This window comes from Delftia sp. K82 (genome assembly GCF_002193035.1).
GTDB classification, from domain to species: domain Bacteria; phylum Pseudomonadota; class Gammaproteobacteria; order Burkholderiales; family Burkholderiaceae_C; genus Comamonas; species Comamonas acidovorans.
The window spans coordinates 1105369-1126500 of the sequence record NZ_MYFL01000001.1; the positions used below are offsets into that span (position 1 = coordinate 1105369).

The following is a 21132-nucleotide window of genomic DNA, read 5'->3' on the forward strand; positions in this document are numbered from 1 at the left end:
TCATGAGTGAGGCACGCGCTGCTTCATCCGGCAGCGCGTAGTGAGGCAAGGATGGGTACTTGGTCCGGTATGCCGTTCGCGGCATACCGGATTTTTTTCGTCCGAACCGGTGCTTTCGCCTGCTGCTGACATGCTGCGGCGCACCACCGGACAGGTCACGAAAAAATCACGCGCGGTGGAAACTGTCCTACCCGCATGCCATGGGCAGGCGCCTAGGCTGGTGCCTCGGCCTGCCGGTGCGAGTCTTGCGAGGCTCGCTTGCCGTTTGCAGGCGTCAGTCACCATTGGCTGTCCGCCCCTTGGCGACCGCGCCCTGCTGCAAGCCGGGATGCGGCATTCACCATGCTGCGGCGGGCGGCGCACAACGCGAGGCCCCCACCATGCTGTCTGCCCACGACTCGACCGTGTCTTCCTCTGCCCTGGCATCGCGCGCCCAGCGCGTGCCGCTGCCTTTGCCTTCGGCGCCGCGTGCGCCCGCCCAGGGCAGCAGGCGCGAGGCGGCCCCGGAATGGGCGGACCACGCACTGCGCGCGACCCGCGCCGAACTGCAGCACGGGCTGATGCAGCCCCAGGCCCAGGTCTCTCCCAAATACCTCTACGACGCGCGCGGCTGCGACCTGTTCGAGCAGATCACGCGGCTGCCCGAGTACTACCCCACGCGCACCGAGACCGCCATCCTGGCCGACTCTGGCGCCGCCATGGCCGAGGCCCTGCGCGGCAGCGAGGTGCTGATCGAGCTGGGCGCCGGCAATTGCGAGAAGGTGCGCGGCCTGTGCCGCAGCCTGCGGCCACGGCATTTCGTGGGCGTGGACATTGCGGGCGCGTTCCTGCGCCAGTCCGTGCGCCGGCTGGCCGAGGAGTTTCCGCAGCTGCAGACCCATGCCGTCACGGCCGACATCACCGAGCCGCTGACCCTGCCGCCCCATATCCCGCAGGCCGGGCGGCTGCTGTTCTATCCGGGTTCGTCCATCGGCAATTTCGACCCGGTACAGGCCCAGCGCATGCTGGGCCAGATGCGTGCCATGGTCAACGACGACGGCGGCCTGCTGATCGGCATAGACCTGCCCAAGTCCACGCAATGGCTGGAGCCCGCCTATGACGATGCACAGGGCGTGACGGCGCGCTTCAACCTGAACCTGCTCAGCCACGTCAACAGCCTGCTGGGCAGCGACTTCAACCCGGACGACTGGGAGCATGTGGCCTTCTTCAACGCCGAGCATTCGCGCATCGAGATGCACCTGCGCGCGCGCCGCCCGCTGATCGTGGGCTGGCCGCAGGGGCTGCGGCATTTCTCGGCCGGCGAGACCATCCACACCGAAAACAGCTACAAGTACCCGCTGCCCGAATTCCTGGGCATGCTGGCCTGCGCGGGCTTCGGGTCCTGCCAAGTCTGGACGGATGAGCGCCAGTGGTTTGCCGTGATCCATGCCCATGCGTGAAATGCCCGCCGTCTTCCGCTGGGTGCAGCGCTACGAGGCCGTGCGCCAGAGCACCGTGCTGCTGGCCGCGCCCCTGTCGGCCGAGGATGCCTGCGTGCAGTCCATGCCAGACGCCAGCCCGGCCAAATGGCATCTGGCGCATACCACCTGGTTCTTCGAGACCTTTGTGCTGGCCGAGCACGCGCCCGGCATGCCGCCCTTCGATGCCGACTTTCGCGTGCTGTTCAACTCCTACTACCAGCAGGTGGGCGAGCGGCATCCGCGTGCCCAGCGCGGGCTGCTGACGCGCCCCTCGCTGGCGCGGGTGCTGGCCTACCGCGAGGCCGTGGACCAGCGCATGCTGCAGATGTTCGAGGACTGGGGCACGCAGCCGCCTGCACGGCTGGCCGCGCTGCTGGAGCTGGGCCTGCAGCATGAGCAGCAGCACCAGGAGCTGCTGCTGACCGACATCAAGCACCTGCTGTCCTGCCACCCGCTGTGGCCTGCGTACCGGGCGCAGGAAGAGGGCGTGCCTGCGTCGCAAGAGCCCGATGGATTGCCCCCGCCGCTGCAGTGGCTGACCGTGCCGCGCGGCATGCATGCCGTGGGCCATGCGGGCGATGGCTTTGCCTTCGACAACGAGCGCCCGCGCCACGAGGTGTTCCTGCAGGGCTGCGAGATGGCGCAGCGGCCCGTGAGCAATGCCGAGTTCCTGCGCTTCGTCAAGGATGGCGGCTATGCCCAGCCGCAGTGGTGGCTGGCCGAAGGCTGGGACTGGCGCTGCGCGCAGCAGCTGGAGCACCCGTGGTACTGGCGGCGCCAGGCCGGCGGCGTGATGGACGGCATGTGGCAGGAATTCAGCCTGCATGGCGCGCTGGCGCTGGACGGGCGCAGGCCCGTCTGCCACCTCTCGTACTTCGAGGCCGATGCCTATGCGCGCTGGGCCGGTGCGCGCCTGCCCACCGAGGCGGAATGGGAGGCGGCCCTTGCCGCGCAGATGGCGCAGCGCCCCCAGCACGGCGAGCCGCCCGGCCCCGTGCACCCGCGCGCCATGCAGCCCGGCAGCCATGCGCTGGGCGAGGTCTGGGAGTGGACCCAGTCGGCCTACACCGCCTACCCGGGCTTTGTGGTGGCCGAGGGCGCGGTGGGTGAATACAACGGCAAGTTCATGGTCAACCAGTACGTGCTGCGTGGCGGCTCCTGCCTCACGCCGCCCGGCCATGCGCGCGCCAGCTACCGCAATTTCTTCCCCACCCAGGCGCGCTGGCAGATGACCGGCCTGCGGCTGGCAAGGGACCTGGCCTGAGCCTGCCCGTGCCGCGTTGCCTGGCATTGCATCGCGCGCCGGCGCATGCAGTAGCATCGTCGGCCTCAATGATCCGAGGGAGTTCCATGTTGTTGCGTTCGCTTGTTCTTGCCATGCCGCTGTCCCTGGTCCTTGCCGGCTGCGCCACTGCGCCGCCCCAGGCACCGGCGCCCAGCCAGCCACAGGACCAGCCCCGGCCCGAGGTGCCCGCCAAGGCCCCGGCCGATGCGCCGCACGCCGAACCCGAGGTGGCCAACCTCACGCCCCTGCCCAGCCTGCTGCTGATCGGCGAAGACGCTGCCGGCCGCTACTACTCCATGGTGGCCAAGGCCACGTTCACCATCGAGGCCGATGGCCGCCTGAGCCTGGCCGACCAGGGCGGCGGCCACGGCGGCGAGCCCGTGGCCCCCCATGCCGACATGCAGGACCAGAGCATGTCCACCGAATGCAAGCCCTATGGCGCCGTGGCGAACCAGCGCACCACCTGGTTCCCGTACACAGGCGTGTTCGTGCGGGGCGGCACGCTGGTTGGCGCCAGGGCCGACGGTGCGGACGTGGCCGCCAAGGCGCTCACCGAGCATGAAGGTGCCCAGATGCTCTACACGGGCAAGGATGCTGATGCCACCGAGTACTACTACGCGCCCTGCGTGGGTGCGCAGCGTGTATCCACGGGCTGGCGGCTGGACCGCTACCTGCCCGACGGCGGGCAGCTGCGCGTGCGCGCCGATGCGCGCGGAGGCAAGGGCCAGACACTGGAGCTGAAGATTCCCAAGCCCTTTGCGCCCTTCGTGCTGGTGCGCTACCAGTCGGGCGCCATGATTCCCGTGCCCATGCGCGCCGTGCTGGCCACGGTGGACCTGGCCGAGCGCCGCGTGGTGATGCAGTACCAGGGCACCTATGCCGTGGAGCCTGCCATCCGCAAGATGGAGCTGCGCCTCATCGTGCCCGGCAGCCGCCCGTCCGAAGGCGAGACCGCCGCGCGCCACGCCGAACGCACCCAGGCCCAGTTGCGCGACCTGGCCCGCTGCGCCCCGCCCAAGGGCCATGCCATCGAGCCCTGCGCCAACCCGCAACGCACGCCCGATCCGCTGATCTTCTACTCCTCGCAGCAAGTGCGAGAGCGCGCCAAGCGGCGCTGACAGGCCAGGGCCTGCCTGCAAGGGCCGGGCCGCCGCGCAGTCCGGCCCGCCCTTGCGCGGGAATCAGACCTTGGCCAGCGCCTGCTCCAGGTCGGCCAGCAGGTCGCTGATGTGCTCGATGCCCACGGACAGGCGCACCATGCCTTCGGTCACGCCGGCCTTGGCAAGCTCCTCGGCGTCCAGCTGGCGGTGCGTGGTCGATGCCGGGTGCGTGGCCAGGGACTTGGCGTCGCCGATGTTGACCAGGCGCGTGAACAGCTGCAGCGCATCCAGGAAGCGCGCACCGGCGGCGCGCGTGTCGCTGTCGCCGCTGCCGTTCTTGAGGCTGAAGGAGAGGATGCCCGAGGCGCGGCCGCCCAGCTGCTTCTTCACCAGGGCGTGGTCGGGATGGTCCTGCAGGCCAGCGTAGCGCACCCATTCGATCTTGGGATGCTTTTGCAGCGTCTCGGCGATCTTCTGGGTGTTCTCGCAGATGCGGTCCATGCGCAGGGCCAGCGTCTCGATGCCCTGCAGGATGAGGAAGGCGTTGTGCGGCGACAGTGCGGCGCCGGTATTGCGCAGCGGCACCACGCGCACGCGGCCGATGTAGGCGGCCTCGCCCAGGGCCTCGGTGTAGACCACGCCGTGGTAGCTGACATCGGGCTCGTTCAGGCGCTTGAAGCGTGTCTTGTGCTCGGCCCAGGGGAACTTGCCGCTGTCCACGACGGCGCCGCCCACGCTGTTGCCGTGGCCGCCCAGGTACTTGGTCAGCGAGTGCACGACGATGTCGGCGCCGTGCTCGATGGGGCGCAGCAGATAGGGGCTGGGCACCGTGTTGTCCACGATCAGCGGCACGCCATGGGCATGGGCCACGTCGGCCAGCGCGCGGATGTCGGTGACATTGCCCAGCGGGTTGCCGATGGACTCGATGAAGATGGCCTTGGTCTTCTCATCGATGTGCTGGGCAAAGCTGGCCGGGTCGCGCGGATCGGCAAAGCGCACCGTGATGCCCTGCTGCGGGAAGGTGTGGGCGAACAGGTTGTAGGTGCCGCCGTAGAGCGTGCTGGCCGAGACGATGTTGTCGCCGGCCTCGGCAATCGCCTGGATGGCATAGGTGATGGCGGCCATGCCCGAGGCCACGGCCACGGCGGCAATGCCGCCTTCCAGCGCCGCGACGCGCTTTTCCAGCACGTCGGTGGTGGGGTTCATGATGCGCGTGTAGATGTTGCCGGCCACCTTGAGGTCGAACAGGTCGGCGCCATGCTGGGCACTGTCGAAGGCGTAGGCCACGGTCTGGTAGATGGGCACGGCGGCCGACTTGGTGGTGGGGTCGGGCGAGTAGCCGGCGTGGACGGCCAGGGTTTCGATGCGCATGGAAGATTGCCTTTCTGGTGACGGCTTACGCAGGAAGGGCACGGGCGGGCCATTTGCCATGGGGGAGCGGCGCGTTCCCGCATCCTGTTTGCGTAAGTCCTGAGGTTTTACTAGCGGAGGACGGTTGGCATTGTGGCGTGCCGGCCTCCGGTGCCCAACGATGCGTTGGTTACGAACATATACGCCGCAGCCCGGTTGCTCCTCTGCCACGCGCAGATAGGCCCAGCCTGCCATTGACAGGACCGTGAGTGAATGTGTATTTTTGTTAACGATGTGTTGTAACGTGACCTGATCGCTAGACTCCATCAGGGAGTTGATGGTGACGTTGACAGCAAGACATCTTCTGGCGCTGGCGGTGCCCCTGTGCACCTTGCTGCTGGCCGGCTGTTTCTATGTCTGCTGGCGGCATCTGCGTGCCCGGCGCGAGTTGCGCAGCATGTCCTTCGCCTTCACCGGCTTCAGCCTGGCGCTGCTGCTGCAGATCCTGGAGCGGCCTGCGGCCGTTCCCGTCAATGCGTTGACGACGGCCGCGCTGCAACTGTGCGCGGCCTGGTTCATCACCGAGGCCATGGCCATACGCCAGGGCGTGCGCCCGGACGCACCGCTGGCGGCCGGCTTTGGCGGCGCGGTGCTGGTGGTGCTGGGCTACTACGCCTGGGCCGTGCCCGATGCCCAGGCGCGCCAGCATGTGCTCAATTTCGGCCTGGGCCTGCAGCTGGCCCTGCCGCTGTGGCGACTGCCACGCAGGCATCCCTGCACAGGCTGGGACCGGCTGCTGCTGTGGGTGTTCGTGGTCTTTGCGCTGAGTTTTTTCGTCCGCACGCTGTGGGTGACGCCGCGTGCTGCTTCGGTATCGGCCAGCGCGGCCGGGGAATGGCTGGGCATTTCTTCCTCGTGGATGGCGCTGCAGTTGAGCCTGCTGGTGTTCGGCCTGCTGTTTGCCATGCTATTCCTGGCCGCAGCGGTGCGCGACACCGTGCAGGAGCTGCACGAGGAACGCGACCGCGATCCGCTGACCGGGCTGCTGAACCGGCGCGCCTTCAAGGAGGCCGTGCAGCGCCGGCTGGCCGAGCAGCCGCAGCTGTCGGCCGCCGTACTGGTGTGCGACCTGGACCATTTCAAGCGGGTCAACGACGGCTGGGGCCATGCGGCGGGCGACGAGGTGCTGCAGCGCTTTGCGCGCCTGCTGCTGCGCAGCACACGCCAGCAGGACTTGGTTGCACGCTTTGGCGGGGAGGAGTTCGTGGCCCTGCTGCCGCACGCCGACCCGCTGGCCGCGCAATGGATCACCCGGCGCATCCAGACCCAGCTGCGCCTGATGGGCTTCAGCGCGCTGCCCGACGAGATGCGCATCACGGCCAGCTTTGGCGTGGCCTGGATGACCCAGGGCCAGACGCTGGAGCAGGCGCTGGCGCGTGCCGACGCCATGCTCTACGAGGCCAAGCGCGCAGGCCGCGACCGGGTGCGGCTGGTGCCGCAAGAGGAAGAGGCCTAGCCAGGGCTTGGCTTGCCCGGTGTGACCGGCGCCTGCAGCAGGCGTGGGGTGCGGGAAGGGCGTGGCGATGAGCGTGGGGCGCTGGACTCGCGCGGTGCATGTGGCTCGTGCGGCTTGTGCTGCTCGTGCGACACATGCGGCTCGTGCGGCACATGCTGTTCGCGCGGTGCGTCCTGCTCGCGTGGCGCGTGGGGTCTGCGTGGCCCCCGCGGGCCGCTGGAGCTGCCGGGGCCGCGGGGTTCAGGCGCGGGCCTGCCGGGCCTGGCGGGCGGCTGGGCCACGGCCGGCTGGCGCTGTTCCCAGGCGGGCAGGGCGGCATGCACCATGGCGGCGCCGTGGGCGTCGTTGGCCGCGTAGTGGCGCTGGGCCAGGCTCAGCTGCGGTGCAGCCCAGTTGGAGGTGGAGATCTTCTTGGACTTGTGGAAGTTCTGCCCCAGCACCAGGGCCACGGCCGCGCGCACGCCCACCGAGCTGGCATAGCCGTGGCGCTTGAACACGCGGTCCAGGTCGATCACGTTGTGCAGCGCAACGCCCAGGCGCGCGGGCAGCGCGCTGCGGTCATGGTCCAGGCCGAAACCGGCCTTGCAGATGGACTCGCTGGCCAGCACGTCGGCCGCAAGCGCGCGTGCCTGCGCATGGTGCAACTGCAGCAGCCAGGCCTGGTCGCAGGTGGCCAACTGCACCACATGGGGGCCGGTGTCGGTCTGGTGGGCGTGGAACAGCGGCTTGCTCTCGGTATCGAAACCGAGCACGGGAGCCGCCATCAGCGCGGCGCGTGCGGCCGCGAATTCGGCGTCGGTGGCGGGCACGTGGATGCAGCGCTCGAGCAGGGCGGCAAAAGGCGGCAGCAGGCGGCTGTCATCCTTGCTGGGAGCGTGCAGGCGGGGCATGGGAAAAGAGGGGGAAGCCGAGGCAAGCCGTCAAGTATGCCTGCACTTGCATGCCCCTCAGGCACCGGGTTTTTATCCCCGGTGCGTGTGGACGGAGTTGTGGAAAACTCCGGGTGTAACTTGCCGAATCCGCGCCCTGCAAGGCTTTCCACGGAATGCCTAAAAAATCAGCGCAGTGGCGAAAGGGCGTCGAATAAGGGTATTTGCGGATGGCTGCGCCGGACCCGATGCAGGGTCCGGCGGCTGTTTCAAAAGGTGTCTAAAGGCCTTGATCGTTGAACACCGGCACCCGCTTTTCCAGGCCGGCGCGCACGGCCTCGGCCTGGTTGGGGCTACCCAGCAGGGCCTGCTGCTCCTGCGCCTCGGCCAGCAGGATGTCTGCGGGAGAAGCGGTTTCGCTGAGCTGCATCAGGCGCTTGGATGCGCGTATGGCATGGGGGCTGCTGGCCGCGATCTGGCGGGCCAGGTGGCGCGCTTCCTCCAGCGGCGCAGCGCTCACGCGCGTGGCCAGGCCCAGGGCCACGGCCTCGGGGCCGGGCACGATGCGGCCGGTGTAGACCAGTTCGCGCAGCACATCACTGCGCACCAGCGGCGCGGCCAGCGCGCAGCCGGCCATGTCGGGCACCAGTCCCCACTTGATTTCCATGATGGACAGCCGCGCATCATCGGCCACCAGGCGGATGTCCGCACCCAGCGCCAGCTGCAGGCCGCCGCCGTAGGCCACGCCGTGCACGGCGGCGATCACGGGCACGGGCAGCTCGCGCCAGCCCCAGCAGATCTGCTGGAAGCGGTTGGCCATGCCGTGCGTGCGCGCGGCCAGGTCCGTCATGTCCGCCGTCTGCTGGCCGTCGGCAATGCCGGCCATGCTGCCCATGTCCAGGCCCGCGCAGAAGGCGCGCCCTTCGCCATGCAGCACCACGGCGCGCAACCCGGGCGTATCCCGCAGCCGCGCCAATGCGTCGATCAGGGCGTCGAACATGGCGGGGTCCAGCGCATTCATCTTGTCCGGCCGGGCCAGCGTCACCTCGGCCACGCCGTGGTCCACCGATATGCGCACGCGTTCTTGGCTCATGGCTTGTCTCCTTGTGTCTATGCGGTTCTTTGCTGGCGGTCGGCCGCGTTGCGCGATTCGATGGCGCTGCGCGCATTCGCCCAGTCCTGGTCGCTCCAGCTGGCCAGCCCGGCGAAGTTGCCGCCCGTCGCCTGGTATTGTCCGCCGTCTATGGCGATGGTCTGTCCCGTCAGGTACTCGGCCTGGGTGCTCATGAGGAAGACGGCCAGGTTGGCCAGCTCGGGCATGCGGCCGTTGCGGCCCATGGGGTTGTCGGCACGCACATGCTCGCCGCCCTGCGGGTTCAGCCGCGCGCTCATGCCTTCGGTGGGGAACAGGCCCGGCGCGATGGCGTTGAAGCGTATGCCCCGGTTGCCCCATTCCACTGCCAGCGACTGCGTCATGGCATGCACGCCCGACTTGGCCATGGCCGAGGGCACGGTGAAGGCCGAGCCGTTCCAGACCCAGGTGGTGAGGATGGACAGCACGCTGGCCTTGCGGCCCTCGGCCAGCCAGCGGCGGCCGCACTCCAGCGTGAGGTTGAAGCTGCCGCGCATGACGATGTTGGCCACGGCGTCGAAGGCGCGCATGGACAGGTCCTCGGTGCGGCTCACGAAGTTGCCGGCCGCGTTGTTGACCAGGCCCGTGAGCGCGCCGCCGTCGGCCCAGATGGCCTCGATCATCTGCTCCACGGCCTCGGGCTGGCGCACGTCGCAGGCATGGCCCGTGGCCCGGCCGCCGTGCTGCTGCATCAGCTCCTGCGCTGTCTGCTCGACCACGGCGCCGCGCCGGCCGCACAGGTGGATGTCGGCGCCCATCATGAGAAAGGCCTCGGCCATGACACGGCCCAGGCCGGTGCCGCCGCCAGTGACGAGGATGCGTTCGCCCTTGAGCAGGCCGGGCTTGTAGATGAGGTCGTCGAGGGTCATGGCTGCTGTCTCCTGTGCTGCCGGGGAAGGGATAGGGGGGACTGCGGCAGCGCTTGGCGCCGCCAGGGGATCAGAGCGTCAGAGCGCGCGAGCGATCACTTCCTTCATGATTTCGCTGGTGCCGCCGTAGATGCGCTGCACGCGCGCATCGGCGTACATGCGCGTGACCATGTATTCGTTCATGTAGCCGTAGCCGCCATGCAGTTGCACGAGTTCGTCGAGCACGCGGCCCTGCGCTTCCGAGCCCCAGAGCTTGGCCATGGAGGCCGTGGCCGTGTCCAGCGTGCCGGCCACCAGCTGCTCCACGCAGCGGTCGATGAAGGCGCGGCCCACGGTGAGGGTGGTGGCCACCTCGGCGAGCTTGAACCGGGTGTTCTGCATGTCAGCAATGGCCTGGCCGAAGGCGCGGCGCTCGCGCACATAGGCCAGCGTGGCCTCGTAGGCGCCTTCCATGCAGGCCAGGGCAGCCAGGCCGATGATCAGGCGCTCGTAGGGCAGGTCGCCCATGAGCTGGTAGAAGCCCTGGCCTTCGCGCCCGCCCAGCAGCGCGTCCTGCGGCACGGTCACGTCATCAAAGAAAAGCTCCGAGGTGTCCTGGGCCTTCATGCCCATCTTGTCGAGCACGCGGCCCACGCGAAAGCCCGCGCAGTCCCGGGTCTCCACGATGAGGATGGAGGTGCCGCGCGCGCCCTGGGCCGGGTCGGTCTTGCAGACCACGAGGATCAGGCCGGCCAGCAGGCCGTTGGTGATGAAGGTCTTGCTGCCGTTGATGCGGTAGCGGCCGTCCCTGAGTTCTGCGCGCGTGCGCACGCCCTGCAGGTCCGAGCCCGCGCCGGGCTCGGTCATGGCGATGGCGCCCACCAGCTCGCCGCGCGCCATGGCGGGCAGGTACTTGCGCTTTTGCGCCTCGGTGCCGTGGTTGAGCAGGTAGTGGGCCACGATGGAGTGCACGGAGTTGCTCATGCCCGAGAGGGCGCGGCGCGCCATCTCCTCGTGGATCACGGCCTCGTGGCGGAAGTCGCCGCCGCCGCCGCCGTATTCCTCGGGGATGTCGGTGCACAGCAGGCCCAGCTCGCCAGCGCGGCGCCATATCGCATGGCCCACGTTGCCGCGCTGGCGTGCGGCCTCGTCCTGCGGCTGCATTTCGGTTTCCAGAAAGCGCACGGCGGTGGCGCGCAGGCTTTCCAGCTCGGGGGTGCTCCAGGAGCGTGTCAGTTGCAGTGGCATGGCGTGGCCTGGTGGTTCGTTGGGGGTCAGTTGATGCGGCGTTCGCGGCCCTGCCAATAGGGTTCGCGCAATTGGAATTTCTGCAGCTTGCCGGCGGCCGACAGCGGCAGCTCGGCGCGGAACTCCACTGAGCGCGGGCACTTGTAGCCCGCGATGCGTTCGCGGCAGTGGGCGATGACCTCGGCCTCGGTCAGCGGCTGGCCCTCGCGCGCGACGATCACGGCGTGCACGCGCTCGCCCCAGCGTTCGTCGGGCACGCCGATGACGGCGCACATGGCGACCTGGGGCAGCTGGGCGATGGCGTTCTCGACCTCGGCCGAGTACACGTTCTCGCCGCCGCTGACGATCATGTCCTTGAGCCGGTCCACGACGAAGAGGTAGCCGTCGGCATCCAGCCGGCCCATGTCGCCCGTGTGCATCCAGCCGTCCTTGAGCGCGGCGGCCGTCTCGGCGGGCCTGTTCCAGTAGCCCTGCATGACCATGGGGCCGCGCGCCGTGATCTCGCCCACCTCGCCGGGCGGCAGCTCGCGGCCCTCGCCATCGACGATGCGCACCTCGGCAATGGTCACGGGCCGGCCGGCCGCGCGCAGCAGGCGCTCACGCTGCGGGCCGGGGCGGTGCTCGGCCGGGCCCATGGACACGATGGTGGGCGACAGCTCGGTCATGCCGTAGGCCTGGGCGAAGTCGGCGCCGGGCAGCGCCTGCATGGCGCGCTCCAGCAGGCTGGCGTCGATGGGCGCCGCGCCATAGAGCATGAGGCGCAGGCTGGACAGGTCGAACTCCGCCAGGCGCGGATGCTCGATCAGCCGGCGGATCATGGTGGGCACCAGGAACAGCTCGTTCACGCCGTGCTGCTGGATGCCGTCCAGGATGGCCAGCTCGTCGAAGGCCGGCACGATGACCTGGGGCACCAGGCGCTGGGCCATGAGCAGGGCCAGGCCGCAGCCGGCCACATGGAACATGGGCGTGACCACCATGCCCACCTTCACATGCTGGCGCGGCACGTTGCTGGCATTGGACAGGGCGTTGATGAACAGGTTGTCGTGGCTGAGCATCACCCCCTTGGGCCGGCCCGTGGTGCCGCCTGTGTACATGACGGCAGCCAGGTCGTTGCCGCTGCGCAGCGCGTCGGCGCAGGGCGTGGCGGCGGCCAGCAATTGCTCGTAGTGCAGAGCGCCTTCGGGCGCGGCGCCCGTGCCGCAGAACACCACGGTGCGCAGGCTGGAGGACAGCTCGCGCAGCCGGGGCACCAGGGGCGCGAAGGCATCGTCCACGAAGAGCACGCGCGTGTCGCAGTCGTCCAGCGAGTAGGCCACCTCGTGCGCGCTCCAGCGGATGTTGACGGGGTTGACCGCGGCGCCTGCCCACCAGCAGCCATAGAAGTATTCAAGGTAGCGGATGGAGTTCAGGCCCATCATGCCGACGCGGTCGCCGGGCGCCACGTCCAGCGTCCGCAGCAGGCCGGCACAGCGTTCGATGCGCTGCGCAAGCTGCGACCAGCTGGCCTGCTCTTCGCCGCAGATGGCCGCCGTGGCACCGGCCCTTTCGCGGCGGCCCTTGTGGATGGCCTGGGTGAGATACATGGGCATGGGGTTTCCTCAGGAGCGGGCGTTCCACGCGGCCAGCGTGTCTTGCAGGCTGGCGGCGCGCGGGGGGCGGGGCTGCTCGGGCACGCTGCGCGAAAAGCGCGGCGCCGGCGCGGGCTGGAGCACGCCACCGGCCTCGGTGAACGTGGCGCGCGCGCGGTTGTGGGCGTGCTGGGGCGCCTCGTCCCAGTCGAGCACGGGGGCGAAGCAGGCATCGCTGCCTTCCAGCAGCTCGCACCACTGCTGGCGCGTGCGCGTGCGGAACACATCGGCCAGGCGCAGCTTGAGCAGGGGCCAGCGTGCGGCGTCCAGCTGCGCGTCGAACAGCGGGTCCTGTATGCCGCAGCGCTGGCGCAGCTCGGCGTAGAACTGCGGCTCGATGGCGCCTATGGCGATGTATTTGCCGTCGGCGCATGCATAGGTGTCATAGAAGTGCGCGCCGCCGTCCAGCAGGTTCTCTCCGCGCTGGTTGCTCCACTGGCCCTTGGCCTTGAAGCCGTACATGAAGGCCGACAGCAGGGCCGTGCCATCGGTCATGGCCGCGTCGATGACCTGGCCCCGGCCGCTGCGCCCGGCCTCGTGCAGGGCGGCCAGCAGGCCCACGGCCAGCAGCATGCCGCCGCCGCCGAAGTCGCCCACGTAGTTGAGCGGCGGCACGGGCGCCTCGCCCGCGCGGCCGATGGCATGCAGCGCGCCGGAGATGGCGATGTAGTTGATGTCATGCCCCGCCGCATGCGCCAGCGGCCCGTGCTGGCCCCAGCCCGTCATGCGGCCGTAGACCAGGCGCGGGTTTCGCGCCAGGCAGGGCTCGGGGCCCAGGCCCAGGCGCTCCATCACGCCGGGCCGAAAGCCCTCGATCAGCAGGTCGGCGCGCGCGATCAGCGCCAGGGCCGAGGCCTGGCCTTCCTCGCCGCGCAGGTCGATCTCGACCTGGCTGCGGCTGCGCGTGGTGATGTCCTGTGCATCGACCGGCGTGCCGGGCCGCGCGATGCGCAGCACCTCGGCACCCATGTCGGCCAGCAGCATGGCGCAAAACGGCCCCGGGCCCAGGCCCGCGAACTCGACCACGCGCACGCCTTCAAGCGGTCCTGGCATGGAGGTCTCCTTTCAGGCTGTGGGCAGTGGATGGTTCTTGTACTGCTCGCGCAACTTCGTTTTCAGCAGCTTGCCGGTGGCTGTGTGCGGCAGCTCGGCTACCTGCAGCACATCGTCGGGCAGCCACCATTTGGCGATGCGCGTGGACAGGAAGTCGAGCATGGACTCTCGGCTGACGCTGTGGCCTGCGCGCGGCACCACCAGCAGCAGCGGCCGCTCCTGCCACTTGGGATGGGCCACGCCGATGATGGCGGCCTCGGCCACGCCGGGATGGCCCATGGCGGCGTTCTCCACGTCGATGGAGGAAATCCACTCGCCGCCCGACTTGATCACGTCCTTGGCGCGGTCCACCAGCTGCAGGAAGCCGTCGGCATCGATGGTGGCCACGTCGCCCGTGGTGAAGAAGCCTTCCTCATCGACGGGCGAGCCGCCTTCGCCCTTGAAGTAGCCGCTGGCGATCCAGGGGCCGCGCACGCGCAGGTGTCCCCGGGCCTGGCCGTCCCAGGGCTGGGGCCGGCCGTCGTCGTCCACGATCTTGAGGTCCACGCCCCAGACGCCGCGTCCCTGCTTGAGCTTGACCTTGACCAGCTCCTCGCCCGACAGCGCATCGTGCCGGGGCAGCAGCTTGCTGACCACGCCGATGGGGCTGGTCTCGGTCATGCCCCAGCCCTGCACGACTTGGGCGCCGAACTGGTTCTCGAAGCGCTCCAGCATGGCGCGCGGCACGGCCGCGCCGCCGATGCCTATGCTCTTGACGCCCAGCGCGCGCGGGTCGATGTCGGGATGCGCATCCAGGTACTGGAACAGTATCAGCCACACGGTGGGCACGCCCTGCGAGAAGGTGACCTTCTCGTCGCGCATGAGCTCGTAGACGCTCTGGCCGTCCAGGTGCGGGCCGGGCAGCACCAGCCGTGCGCCGGCCATGGCCGCCGCATAGGGCGTGCCCCAGGCGTTGGCATGGAACATGGGCACGATGAGCATCACGGTCTCGCTCGCGTTCAGGCCGAAGGTGTCGGGCGCCAGCTCCATCAATGTGTGCAGCACGGTGGAGCGGTGCGAGTACAGCACGCCCTTGGGGTGGCCCGTGGTGCCCGAGGTGTAGCACAGCGACGAGGCCGTGCGCTCGTCGAACTCGGGCCACTCGAAGTCCTCGCTCTGGTTGCCCACCAGTTCGTCCCAGCAGTGCAGGTCGGGCAGGTCCAGCGCGGGCATGTGCTCGCGCGAACTCATGCAGACATAGGTGGTGACGGTCTTCAGATGCGGTGCGAGCTTTTCCACCAGCGGCGCGAAGGTCACGTCGAAGAACAGCACCCGGTCCTCGGCATGGTTGGCGATGTATTCGATCTGCTCGGGAAACAGGCGCGGGTTGATGGTGTGCAGCACCGCGCCGCTGCCCGAGACGCCGAAGTACAGCGCCAGGTGGCGCCAGCTGTTCCAGGCCAGCGTGCCCACGCGTTCGCCAGGCTGCACGCCCAGCGACTGCAGGGCGTTGGCCACCTGGCAGGAGGCGCGGCGCATGCCGGCCCAGTCGGTGCGGTGCAGGCCACCGTCCCGGGTTTCCGGCAGGCGCGAGACGATCTCGGTGTGCGGGTGAAAGCGCGCCGCATGCTCGATCAGCGACGAGATCATGAGCGGGCGGTCCTGCATCAGTCCTTGCAAGGCGGGCATGGGGTGTCTCCTGTCGTTGTCCTGAAGGCCGGGGTCATTGCACGGGCGCGTAGCGGCTGCCGTCGAAGCGCACGAGCTGCATCTTCTTGATGGGGAAGAAATCGTCTGCCCCGGTCAGCAGGCTGATGCCCGGGTAGAGCATGGGCAGGTCCATCTTCAGGCTGGCGGCCTGCTTCATGATGTTGGCGCGCGTGAGCTCGTCGCCGGCCTGCCTGAGCACCTGTACCAGGGTCTGGGCCTGTGAGTAGCCGATGACGTTGAGCGAATCGTTGGGGTCGCCGGCCGGGTAGAACTGCTTCATGAAGGCCAGGTAGCCCGCCAGCTCGGGCGTGCCCTGGTTGGTGGGGTCCGAGGGCTCGCGCAGGTAGCTGGCCGTCATCACGCCGCGCGCGTTGTCCAGGCCCGCGGGCTTGAGCACCGAGCTGATGGACAGCGAGACGCTGACCAGGTAGTGCGCAGGCTTCCAGCCGATGTCGGCGGCCTTGCGTATGGACTGGGCCGCGAACTTGGGCGTGCTGATGTTGATGAAGGTGTCCGCCCCCGAGCCCTTGAGCGCCACCATCTGGCTGTCCACCGTGGGGTCGCCGACCTCGTAGGTCTGCTGCACGACGATGCGCTGCTTGGCCTGCTCGCCAAAGCCGTCGAGCACGCCCTTGAGGTAGTCCTTGCCGAAGTCGTCGTTCTGCATCAGGACGGCCACCTTGGCCTGGGGCCGCGTGGCCAGGATGTGCTGAGCGAAGGTGCGGCCTTCGAGCTGGTAGGTGGGCTGCCAGCCCATGGTCCAGGGGAAGTTCTTCGGATCGCCCCAGCGCGTGGCGCCCGTGGAGACGAACAGCTGGGGCACCTTGCGCTGGTTCATGTAGCGATGCACGGCCTGGTTGTGCGAGGTGCCCAGCGCGCCGAACATCAGCAGCACGCCGTCGCGCTCGACCAGCTTGCGCGTCTGCTCCACGCTCTGCGCGGGGTTGTAGGCGTCGTCGGCAGAGAGGTAGGTGATCTTGCGGCCGTTGATGCCGCCTTCGGCGTTGATCTTGGCGAAGTAGGCCGCATGGGCCTTGCCGATGGTGCCGTAGGCCGACACCGGGCCCGAGTAGGGCACGAAGTTGCCGATGCGGATCTCGGTGTCGCTGGCGCCGGTGTCGTACTTCTTCTGGGTCTGGGTCTGGGTCTGGGCCTGGGCTGGCGCCTGGGTGATGGCCGGCAGGGCCAGCGCCAGGCAGGCGATCAGGGCCCAGGGGCCCCGGGCGATGGTGTTGCGCATGGTTGTCTCCTGGCTTGCGGGCGGCGTGCCCGCTTTTCTTGTGGTGGCCGGTCCATGGTAGGAACCGGCCCGGCGCGCGCCCATCGTCGATTCCGACGAATGCATGTGCGGGCGCAGCAAGGTGCGTCGGGACGGCGGGGCGGGAAGGCGCGGCGGTCAGCCCGGCTGGCGTGGCGCGAAGACGGGCTCGCGCTTTTGCATGAAGGCCTGCACGCCTTCCATGAAGGCCGGCGCGCCCACCAGATCGCGCTGGCGTTCGGCCTCGTAGTGAAGCTGCTGCTCCAGCGTGGAAGCGGCTGCGTGGTCCAGCGCGCGGCGGGCTTCCAGCACGGCACCGGCCGGCAACCGCGCCAGGCGGGCGGCCGTGGCCAGGGCCTGTTCGCGCAGGGCCTCGTCGTCCACGCAGGCCCAGACCAGGCCCCAGTCGGCGGCCTGCTGCGCGCCCAGCCTGTCGCCCAGCAGGGACAGGCCCAGGGCGCGCGCACGGCCCAGCCGGCGCTCGATGAACCAGGTGGTGCCCAGGTCCGGCACGATGCCCAGGCGCGGCAGGAAAGGCAGGTAGAAGTAGGCCGAGCGCGCCGCCAGCGCCACGTCGCCGGCCAGGGCCAGGCCCACGCCGGCACCGGCTGCCGCGCCGTTGATGGCGCAGACCACGGGCACGGGCAGCTGCTGCAGGTCCAGGATGAGGCGGTTGGACAGCTGGTGCATGTTGTCGGCCGTCTGCGCGCCCAGCGTGCGGCCATCGGCCTGGGCCCCGCCTTGTGCGCCGCCCATGGACGACAGGTCCGCGCCCACGCAAAAGCCCCGGCCCTCGGCGGTGAGCACCAGGGCGCGGAGGGAGGTGTCCTCGCGCACCTCGGCCAGCAGTTCGCGCAGCCGCAGCTGCAAGGGCCTGCCCAGCGGATTCATGCGGGCGCTGTCCTGGAGGACGATGAGGGCGATCTCGCCGCTGTCGCCGTTGTCGCCGTGGCGTTCCATGCGGACGGCCGGACTGGAATTCATGGGGGACTCCTGTGGGTGGGGATGGAAAGTCAGGCACGCGGCCGCTGCCAGGGCAGGTGCAGGCCCGGCCGGCCCGGCCGGCCCAGTCGGTGCAGCAGGCCCATCACGCCGCCGGGCATGGCGAACATGAAGACGATGAGCACGGTGCCGTAGACGGCCCAGGGCGCGGCCTTGGACACCTGCTCGGCCAGCCCCGGGATGAACATGATGAACAGGGCGCCGAACAGCGCGCCCCACAGCGTTCCCACGCCGCCCACCACCACGCCCACCAGCAGCGAAATGGACAGGAACATGGTGAAGGAGTCGGGCGCCACGAACTGCACGGCAATGGCCGACAGCGCGCCGCCCACGCCCGTGTAGCCGGCCGAAATCGCAAAGGCCATGGACTTGCAGTGCGCGTTGTCCACACCCATGGCCTCGGCCGCCATGGCGTGGTCGCGGATGGCGCGCAGCGCCAGGCCGCTGCCGCTGTCTATGAGGTTGCGCGCCATCCAGAACAGCAGCGCCGCCACGGCCAATGCATAGAGGTAGAACCACTGGTCGGCATCCAGCGGCAGGCCCCAGGGCGCCTCGGGCTTGGTCAGCACGATGCCGCCCACGCCGCCCGTCCAGGCCTCCAGGTGGCGGTACTTGAGCAGCTGGGGCATGGCCACGCCCAGCGCAAAGGTGGCCAGCGCCAGGTACAGCCCTTCCAGCCTGAGCGCGGGCCGCCCGAACAGGTAGCCCGCCGCCAGGCTCACCAGGCCGGCCGCAGGCACGGCCAGCCAGTAGGCCAGGCCCGCGCGGTCCATCAGGATGCCGGCCGCATAGGCGCCTATGGCGAAGAAGGCGCCATGTCCCAGCGAGATCTGGCCGCTGTAGCCCGTGAGGATGTTCAGCCCCACCAGGGCCACGGCATAGGCCAGCACCATGGTGGCCTGGAACAGCTGGTAGCCCTTGGCCACGAAGACCAGCGAGCAGGCCGCCAGCGCCAGCGCCGCGATCAGTACCGTGCCCAGGGGCAGGGGGCGGCGTGCGCTGGTGGCGGCGACCAGTGCGTCAGACGAGGAGGCGGATCGTGTGGACATCATTGTTCTCCAGGGCGTTTGGCACAAAACTGGCGTGGCCCAAAAGCGAGGGACACCGAGCAAGGGCCTACGCCGGCCGCGCCGCCCCGCCCCGCCCCGCCGCGAGGGTGTCGTCCCCCTCCCGCGTAGCGAGAGAGGGGGCGCCGTGCAACGGGAAGCGGCGTCCGCCGCTCAGGGAGGGCATTGTTCAAACCCTCCTGACGACTTTGCGGCCCATCAGCCCGGCCGGCCGCACGATGAGCACGCCCACGATCAGCACCAGGGCCACAGAAAGCTTGAGTTCGGTGCCGACCACGTAGCTGCCCACCAGGTTTTCGAGCACGCCCACGATGAAGCCGCCCAGCACGGCGCCCGCGGGGCTGTCGATGCCGCCCAGCAGCGCGCCCGCAAAGGCATACAGCAGCACGCCGCTCATCATGTGCGGATCGAGGAAGACCACGGGCGCCACCATCATCCCGGCCACCGCGCCGATGGCGCCGGCCAGGCCCCAGCCCAGCATCAGCATGCGTCCCACGGAGATGCCCACCAGGCGCGAGGAGGCCGGGTTCTGCGCGGCCGCGCGCATGGCCAGCCCCAGCGGCGTGAGCCGGAAGAAGGCAAACAGCAGGGCCACGATGGCCAGGGCCACGAAGATGGTGCCCACCTCATGGGCCGACATCAGGGCGCTGCCATACCAGGCGTCGGCCGGGAACGGGCTGGGAAACTCCTTGATGGTGTAGCCGAAGATCCAGCCGGCCAGGCTGTGGAAGACGATCAGCAGGCCGATGAAGACCACCACCTGGGCCAGGTCCGCCGCCTTGTGCATGGGGCGGATGATGGCGAACTCCACGGCCGCGCCCAGCACGAAGGACAGCGCCACCGTGGCCAGGAAGGCCCACCAGTACGGCAGCCCCGCCTGCAGCAGCGCCCAGGCGATGAAGGTGGAGAACATGGCCATCTCGCCCTGCGCGAAATTGATGTGGTGCGTGGCCTGGTAGATCATGACCAGGGCCAGGGCCACGGTGGCATAGATGCCGCCCGTGGCCAGGCCGGCCAGCAATTGGTGGATGAAGGCGTCCATGGCCGCTACTCCCCGAGATAGGCCTGGCGCACCGCATCGTTGCGGCGCATGGCTTCGCTGGGTCCGTGCAGCACGATGCGGCCGGTCTCCAGCAGGTAGGCGCTGTGCGCCAGCTCCAGCGCCAGGCGCGCGTTCTGCTCCACCAGCAGGATGGTCGTGCCCTGCTCGGCGTTGATGCGCCGCAGGATGCCGAAGATGTCGCGCACCACCAGCGGCGCGAGGCCGAAGGAGGGCTCGTCCAGCAGCAGCAGGCGCGGGCGGCCCATGAGGGCGCGGGCAATGGCCAGCATCTGCTGCTCGCCGCCCGACAGCGTGCCGGCCTGCTGGGCGCGGCGCTCGCGCAGGCGGGGGAAGTAGCCGAACATGCGCTCCATATCGCCGCCCACGTCGGCGCGCGCCGCGCGCGTGGGCCGGGCCTGCGCGCCCAGGCGCAGGTTCTCCTCGGCGCTGAGCTGGGCGAAGGTGCCGCGCCCGTCGGGCACATGGCCCACGCCCTGGCGCGCGATGCGCTCGGTGCTGTGCCGGTCTATGCGTTCGCCGGCCAGGCGCACCTCGCCGCGCGTGTCCACCAGGTGGCGGCAGATGGCGCGCAGCGTGGTGGTCTTGCCCGCGCCATTGGCGCCCAGCAGGGCCGTGACGCGGCCTTCGGCCAGGTCCATGTCGATGCCGTCCAGCACGCGCACCGACCCGTAGGCCGCATGCAGTCCGCGGATTTCAAGCAGTGCCGGCATGCGCCACCTCCCTGTCCTGATCCTGCGGCTGCATGTCCGAACCCAGGTAGGCGCGGATGACTTCGGCATGGGCGCGGACCTCGCCCGGCGTGCCTTCGGCGATCTTGCGGCCAAAGTTCAGCGCCACGACCTTGTCGCTCACGCGCATGACCAGGCCCATGTGGTGCTCCACCAGCAGCACGGTCAGCCCCAGCCGGTCGCGCAGCGACAGGATCAGGTCGCCCAGGCCGGCCAGCTCCTCATGGTTGAGGCCGCAGGCCGGCTCGTCCAGCAGCAGCAACTGCGGGCGGCAGGCCAGGGCGCGCGCCAGCTCCACGCGCTTTTGCGTGCCGAAGGGCAGGTCGGCCACGCGGCGCTCTGCCACGCCCGTCAGCTTCAGAAGGGCCATCAGAGACTGCGCCTGGGCGCGGGCTTCTTCCTCGCGCCGGCGCACGCCGGGCAGGCGCAGGGCGTCGCGCACAAAGCCGGCGTGCTGGTGGCTGTGCGTGCCCAGGCGCACGTTGTCGGCCACCGTCATGCTGGGAAACAGGGCCAGGTTCTGGAAGGTGCGGCCCATGCCCAGCGCGGCCATGCGGTGGCGCCCCAGCGTGGCCAGCGGCTGCCCGCGAAAGCGGATGTGGCCGGCCTGCCAGGCATACAGCCGCGACAGGCAGTTGAACAGGCTGCTCTTGCCTGCGCCGTTGGGGCCGATGAGGCCGCAGATCTGGCCTGCCGCAACATCGAAACTCACGCCGTCCAGCGCGACGATGCCGCCGAAGCGCAGCGAAACGCCTTCGATGCGCAGCAGGGGCTGCGAGTCCTGGCTCATGGCTTTCCCTCCCCCGATGGTGGGCGACCGGCGCGGGCGGCGCCGG

Annotated in this window: 18 protein-coding genes; 4 read left to right on the forward strand and 14 right to left on the reverse strand. The window is 69.6% G+C overall.

Annotated elements, in window-relative coordinates; translation table 11 throughout:
• The first annotated feature begins 380 nt into the window (after window positions 1-380).
• The 3 genes from egtD (at window position 381) to KDK82_RS04840 (ending at window position 3863) form a co-directional block, all read left to right on the forward strand.
• Window positions 381-1439: an L-histidine N(alpha)-methyltransferase gene (gene egtD / locus KDK82_RS04830; RefSeq protein WP_088165431.1), complete on the forward strand. Its 1059-nt coding sequence runs from the start codon at window positions 381-383 to the stop codon at window positions 1437-1439.
• Window positions 1426-2724, forward strand: a complete 1299-nt coding sequence (gene egtB / locus KDK82_RS04835) for an ergothioneine biosynthesis protein EgtB (RefSeq protein ID WP_088164149.1) — start codon at window positions 1426-1428, stop codon at window positions 2722-2724. Before egtD ends, egtB begins: the two co-directional genes overlap by 14 nt.
• Window positions 2725-2810: 86 nt before the next feature.
• Entirely contained in the window at window positions 2811-3863 is a 1053-nt protein-coding gene (locus tag KDK82_RS04840) for a hypothetical protein (protein WP_088164150.1), read from the forward strand.
• Between the two features lie 63 nt (window positions 3864-3926).
• Here the strand turns inward: KDK82_RS04840 and KDK82_RS04845 are convergent, their stop codons facing one another.
• A complete protein-coding gene (locus tag KDK82_RS04845; RefSeq protein WP_034395982.1) occupies window positions 3927-5216 on the reverse strand; it encodes an O-acetylhomoserine aminocarboxypropyltransferase/cysteine synthase family protein in 1290 nt (429 codons plus the stop codon).
• Between the two features lie 316 nt (window positions 5217-5532).
• On the opposite strand from KDK82_RS04845, the gene KDK82_RS04850 reads away from it, so the two are divergent.
• Entirely contained in the window at window positions 5533-6711 is a 1179-nt protein-coding gene (locus KDK82_RS04850; RefSeq protein ID WP_088164151.1) for a GGDEF domain-containing protein, read from the forward strand.
• Here KDK82_RS04850 and KDK82_RS33370 read toward each other — a convergent pair.
• From KDK82_RS33370 to KDK82_RS04920, 13 genes are all read right to left on the reverse strand, one after another.
• Entirely contained in the window at window positions 6708-7601 is an 894-nt protein-coding gene (locus KDK82_RS33370; protein ID WP_179217847.1) for a 3'-5' exonuclease, read from the reverse strand. The two genes, KDK82_RS04850 and KDK82_RS33370, sit on opposite strands and share 4 nt — an antisense overlap.
• A gap of 259 nt (window positions 7602-7860) precedes the next feature.
• Window positions 7861-8673 carry a crotonase/enoyl-CoA hydratase family protein gene (locus tag KDK82_RS04860; RefSeq protein WP_088164152.1) on the reverse strand — a complete coding sequence of 271 codons (813 nt, stop codon included), beginning with the start codon at window positions 8671-8673 and terminating at the stop codon, window positions 7861-7863.
• A gap of 17 nt (window positions 8674-8690) precedes the next feature.
• Entirely contained in the window at window positions 8691-9581 is an 891-nt protein-coding gene (locus tag KDK82_RS04865; protein WP_013801538.1) for an SDR family oxidoreductase, read from the reverse strand.
• A gap of 78 nt (window positions 9582-9659) precedes the next feature.
• A complete protein-coding gene (locus KDK82_RS04870) occupies window positions 9660-10808 on the reverse strand; it encodes an acyl-CoA dehydrogenase family protein (RefSeq protein ID WP_088164153.1) in 1149 nt (382 codons plus the stop codon).
• 26 nt (window positions 10809-10834) lie between these two features.
• Window positions 10835-12397: a long-chain-fatty-acid--CoA ligase gene (locus KDK82_RS04875; protein WP_088164154.1), complete on the reverse strand. Its 1563-nt coding sequence runs from the start codon at window positions 12395-12397 to the stop codon at window positions 10835-10837.
• A gap of 9 nt (window positions 12398-12406) precedes the next feature.
• Window positions 12407-13489: a CaiB/BaiF CoA-transferase family protein gene (locus KDK82_RS04880; protein ID WP_012206624.1), complete on the reverse strand. Its 1083-nt coding sequence runs from the start codon at window positions 13487-13489 to the stop codon at window positions 12407-12409.
• 12 nt (window positions 13490-13501) lie between these two features.
• Complete coding sequence (locus KDK82_RS04885) at window positions 13502-15157, reverse strand: long-chain-fatty-acid--CoA ligase (RefSeq protein ID WP_088164155.1); 1656 nt, start codon at window positions 15155-15157, stop codon at window positions 13502-13504.
• Window positions 15158-15191: 34 nt separating this feature from the next.
• Window positions 15192-16418, reverse strand: coding sequence for an ABC transporter substrate-binding protein (locus KDK82_RS04890; protein WP_088164156.1), 1227 nt, complete (start codon window positions 16416-16418; stop codon window positions 15192-15194).
• Between the two features lie 156 nt (window positions 16419-16574).
• Window positions 16575-17420, reverse strand: a complete 846-nt coding sequence (locus KDK82_RS04895) for an enoyl-CoA hydratase-related protein (RefSeq protein WP_088164157.1) — start codon at window positions 17418-17420, stop codon at window positions 16575-16577.
• A 29-nt stretch (window positions 17421-17449) separates the two neighbouring features.
• Entirely contained in the window at window positions 17450-18487 is a 1038-nt protein-coding gene (locus KDK82_RS04900; protein ID WP_088164158.1) for a branched-chain amino acid ABC transporter permease, read from the reverse strand.
• 187 nt (window positions 18488-18674) lie between these two features.
• Complete coding sequence (locus KDK82_RS04910) at window positions 18675-19547, reverse strand: branched-chain amino acid ABC transporter permease (protein ID WP_012206619.1); 873 nt, start codon at window positions 19545-19547, stop codon at window positions 18675-18677.
• 5 nt (window positions 19548-19552) lie between these two features.
• The gene (locus tag KDK82_RS04915; RefSeq protein WP_088164159.1) at window positions 19553-20278 is read right to left on the reverse strand and encodes an ABC transporter ATP-binding protein; all 726 of its coding nucleotides are present in this window, start codon (window positions 20276-20278) and stop codon (window positions 19553-19555) included.
• Window positions 20262-21086, reverse strand: coding sequence for an ABC transporter ATP-binding protein (locus KDK82_RS04920; RefSeq protein WP_088164160.1), 825 nt, complete (start codon window positions 21084-21086; stop codon window positions 20262-20264). Before KDK82_RS04920 ends, KDK82_RS04915 begins: the two co-directional genes overlap by 17 nt.
• Window positions 21087-21132 lie beyond the last annotated feature (46 nt).

Bases quoted from the DNA above. Each gene is read 5' to 3' on its own strand.
- KDK82_RS04870 (WP_088164153.1), bottom strand. From the start codon at position 10,808: ATGCCACTGCAACTGACACGCTCCTGGAGCACCCCCGAGCTGGAAAGC.
- KDK82_RS04900 (WP_088164158.1), bottom strand. From the start codon at position 18,487: ATGTCCACACGATCCGCCTCCTCGTCTGACGCACTGGTCGCCGCCACC.
- KDK82_RS04895 (WP_088164157.1), bottom strand. From the start codon at position 17,420: ATGAATTCCAGTCCGGCCGTCCGCATGGAACGCCACGGCGACAACGGC.
- KDK82_RS04840 (WP_088164150.1), top strand. From the start codon at position 2,811: ATGTTGTTGCGTTCGCTTGTTCTTGCCATGCCGCTGTCCCTGGTCCTT.
- KDK82_RS04850 (WP_088164151.1), top strand. From the start codon at position 5,533: ATGGTGACGTTGACAGCAAGACATCTTCTGGCGCTGGCGGTGCCCCTG.
- KDK82_RS04865 (WP_013801538.1), bottom strand. From the start codon at position 9,581: ATGACCCTCGACGACCTCATCTACAAGCCCGGCCTGCTCAAGGGCGAA.
- KDK82_RS04860 (WP_088164152.1), bottom strand. From the start codon at position 8,673: ATGAGCCAAGAACGCGTGCGCATATCGGTGGACCACGGCGTGGCCGAG.
- egtB (WP_088164149.1), top strand. From the start codon at position 1,426: ATGCCCATGCGTGAAATGCCCGCCGTCTTCCGCTGGGTGCAGCGCTAC.
- KDK82_RS04910 (WP_012206619.1), bottom strand. From the start codon at position 19,547: ATGGACGCCTTCATCCACCAATTGCTGGCCGGCCTGGCCACGGGCGGC.
- KDK82_RS04845 (WP_034395982.1), bottom strand. From the start codon at position 5,216: ATGCGCATCGAAACCCTGGCCGTCCACGCCGGCTACTCGCCCGACCCC.
- KDK82_RS04875 (WP_088164154.1), bottom strand. From the start codon at position 12,397: ATGCCCATGTATCTCACCCAGGCCATCCACAAGGGCCGCCGCGAAAGG.
- KDK82_RS04890 (WP_088164156.1), bottom strand. From the start codon at position 16,418: ATGCGCAACACCATCGCCCGGGGCCCCTGGGCCCTGATCGCCTGCCTG.
- KDK82_RS04880 (WP_012206624.1), bottom strand. From the start codon at position 13,489: ATGCCAGGACCGCTTGAAGGCGTGCGCGTGGTCGAGTTCGCGGGCCTG.
- KDK82_RS04920 (WP_088164160.1), bottom strand. From the start codon at position 21,086: ATGAGCCAGGACTCGCAGCCCCTGCTGCGCATCGAAGGCGTTTCGCTG.
- egtD (WP_088165431.1), top strand. From the start codon at position 381: ATGCTGTCTGCCCACGACTCGACCGTGTCTTCCTCTGCCCTGGCATCG.
- KDK82_RS04885 (WP_088164155.1), bottom strand. From the start codon at position 15,157: ATGCCCGCCTTGCAAGGACTGATGCAGGACCGCCCGCTCATGATCTCG.
- KDK82_RS04915 (WP_088164159.1), bottom strand. From the start codon at position 20,278: ATGCCGGCACTGCTTGAAATCCGCGGACTGCATGCGGCCTACGGGTCG.
- KDK82_RS33370 (WP_179217847.1), bottom strand. From the start codon at position 7,601: ATGCCCCGCCTGCACGCTCCCAGCAAGGATGACAGCCGCCTGCTGCCG.